Source organism: Paraeggerthella sp., assembly GCF_048427265.1.
Taxonomy (GTDB): Bacteria; Actinomycetota; Coriobacteriia; order Coriobacteriales; family Eggerthellaceae; genus Paraeggerthella; species Paraeggerthella hominis.
The window spans coordinates 1-2,528 of the sequence record NZ_DBFOSR010000078.1 but is presented as its reverse complement, the minus strand read 5'-3'; the positions used below and the strand labels follow the sequence as shown (position 1 = coordinate 2,528).

Annotated in this window: 4 protein-coding genes; 2 read left to right on the top strand and 2 right to left on the bottom strand. The window is 64.5% G+C overall.

Translation table 11 applies throughout. From position 1 onward, the window contains the following. Window positions 1-1,053: winged helix-turn-helix domain-containing protein (locus tag ACMNI9_RS07390; RefSeq protein WP_418831396.1), on the bottom strand; the 1,053-nt coding region annotated here is incomplete at its 3' end. Between the two features lie 316 nt (window positions 1,054-1,369). On the opposite strand from ACMNI9_RS07390, the gene ACMNI9_RS07385 reads away from it, so the two are divergent. Further along, the gene (locus ACMNI9_RS07385; protein ID WP_418831394.1) at window positions 1,370-1,786 is read left to right on the top strand and encodes a hypothetical protein; all 417 of its coding nucleotides are present in this window, start codon (window positions 1,370-1,372) and stop codon (window positions 1,784-1,786) included. A 50-nt stretch (window positions 1,787-1,836) separates the two neighbouring features. On the opposite strand, the gene ACMNI9_RS07380 is transcribed toward ACMNI9_RS07385, so the two are convergent. After that, a complete protein-coding gene (locus tag ACMNI9_RS07380) occupies window positions 1,837-2,118 on the bottom strand; it encodes a hypothetical protein (RefSeq protein ID WP_418831392.1) in 282 nt (93 codons plus the stop codon). 111 nt (window positions 2,119-2,229) lie between these two features. On the opposite strand from ACMNI9_RS07380, the gene ACMNI9_RS07375 reads away from it, so the two are divergent. Continuing rightward, on the top strand, window positions 2,230-2,528 hold a 299-nt coding region (locus tag ACMNI9_RS07375; protein ID WP_418831390.1), incomplete at its 3' end, for a helix-turn-helix domain-containing protein.

The window sequence follows — 2,528 nt, the reverse complement described above, 5'->3', positions numbered from 1 at the left end:
ATCGAGCTTCAGGGACAAGCGGGCCGTCTGATCCCTCGTGCCGTCGAAGGAGCACTTCACCGGATCCGATGCGAAGACGCTCTCGCCCACTTTCAAAGACGAAGGATCGAGCTTGAATACGTACGTTCCGGCCGGGTAGGCAAGCACGTAGCTTTTACCGAGCGCGGCCTCGTGCTTGTCGTCGACCTTCGTGCCGTCGTCCTGCGTGCCGGTGACGAGCACGGTCACCGATGCGGGCAGCGCGTCGCCACTGCCGTTGACGACGAAGCTCAGCTCGCCCTCCTGAGCGGGAGCGGCAGGCTGCTGCTGGACAGCCGAAGGATCGGGGGCCTCCTGCGGCGGAGCCTGACTGCCGCCCGCGAGGGCGCCGGCGGACATGACGAGGCCGAGCGCGACCGCGCACGCGGCCACGGTGAGCGTCGCCGTGGGGCGGCGCGGAGGCAAGGATGCGGCATCGGCGCGCTTCTTGTCCCGGTAGACGAGCGCGAGCGAGGCGACGCCGCACAGCACGCCGGCGAACGCGAGGACGCCGGTGAAGCACAGCAGGAGCCCGACCACGGCCAGGACGAGCGGCAGGTCGAGCGACTTCGCCCCCTTCTCCGGCTCCGGGAACACCACCACGCCTCCTTCGAGCGGTGCCGCCGCCTTCTTGCCGTCGGGCGCCTCGCGGCAAGGCGGCTCGTAGAGGGGCACGTCGGACACGGGCTCTTGCGCTTCAGGCTGCGGCGGCAGAACCTGGCCGGAAGCGGCGCCCACGATGCGCGTCTTGCCGGTCTCGGCGAGCCTGACCTTGCCGGCGTCGGGGTACTCGACGAATCCCTCCTTGCGCAGTTCGGCGCGGGCTTTCTCAACCCGGTTCGCGAAAAGCGGCGTCGCGCTGCCGGAAACGCAGTAACGCTCCTGTTGCGGAGAAAGGCCGAGCAGCTTCGCCACCTCGCGCTCGAGCGACTCGAACGACCTCTGCCGGCCGCTCGAAAGAGCTTTTAGCGCCGCTTCCTTGATCGTTTCCACACCGGGGATGTCGTCCCGCGAAACGTTTTCCCTCTCCCCCATGCCACCGCCCTTCTCGTAGGAAACCCCTTATGCCACCAGCGATTATCCGGTTTCGATTCATGACTATTCTAGCAAATATATAAGCCTAGCGATGATATTTTTCAGTTTGCAGGGCGGTCATGGCGCCGAAAACGCGTCCGGTGCCATCGAACCAACCCGAAAGTTTTGCGAGCATGGGCCCGTGACCATTCGGTAACGACGGGGGAACCGGGAGGCGTCGGCGGGAGAAACGCCGCATCGTATACGGACGTGCCCTTCGAGCGAAACTCGAACCGAAGGGCGCGAACGAAGGCCGGCAAGCGGGAAGCACTGTCGCATGAAGTCGTTTCTGCAGGACATGATGATGAACCTGGCACGCTGGATGCAAGGGCGCTACGGCAACGACAGCCTGTCGAACGGGCTGGTCGCACTCGGCATCATTGCGCTCCTGCTGTCAATCATCCCGGGGCTCGACGCGCTCTCGCTGCTCTCGTTCGCTTGCTTGGCCATCGCCATCTTCCGCAGCCTGTCCAAGAACTTCGCTCGGCGCCGCAAGGAGAACGATGCCTACGAGCGCGTCATGAAGGGCCCGAAGCGCACCTACGCGATAGCGAAGAAGGCTTGGGCGTACCGCAGCACGACGCGTTACTTCAAATGCAAGGGATGCGGTACCGCGCTCTCCGTCCCGCGCGGCAAGGGAACGCTGCGCGTCGTCTGCCCCAAATGCAAGAAAGAGACGACGAGGAAGTCGTAGGGCCGTAGGCGCGAAGCCGGTTGGACCTGAGTCACGGATTTCCGCGCACCTCACGCTCGCCGGCGCAACGACACGCGCAGCTCCTGCTTGAGGAACGCCGTTAGCCCGCCCCTGCCCACCACGCCCAGCTTCGCGCACACGTTGTGGACGTGCACCGTCGCGAACACGAGTTCCACGGCGATGGGCGTCCCGTCGTCGGGCGCGAACAAGCTGAAGAACACGCCCGCGCAGCACACGATCCACAGCGGCACCTCGCGCGTTATGAACAGCCGGCCAACCGCCTCGCCCACGAGCAGGCGGTACAGCGCGAGCACGGCAAAGCCGAGCGACAAGCACGCGTACGGAGCGGCTTGCGAAAAGCAATGCCGCTCGACAGTAAAATTAGTACAAATGTTCGCTATAATGTGCTATACTTCTCCTCAAGAAAAGGAGGGGTCGACAGCATGAACCTGGGGCATGAAACCGAGCGGATCGAGTTCAAGAAATCGACTTCCGAGCTCAAAGAGGCGGCCGTCTCGGTGGCCGCGATCCTCAACAAGCACGGGAACGGCACGCTGTACTTCGGAGTGAAGCCGAACGGCGAGGTGTGCGGACAAGACGTGGCGGAATCGACGCTGCGGGAGGTGAGCCAAGCGATCGGCTGCGCCATCGACCCGCGCGTGCATCCCGTCGTCGAAGCACTCGACGACGACGAGGGGCGCCGCTACGTGCGGGTGGACTTTTCCGGAAGCGACGCTCCTTA

What these genes read in the sequence shown, in the direction of transcription:
- ACMNI9_RS07385 (WP_418831394.1), top strand. Translation starts at nt 1,370, where the DNA reads ATGAAGTCGTTTCTGCAGGACATGATGATGAACCTGGCACGCTGGATG.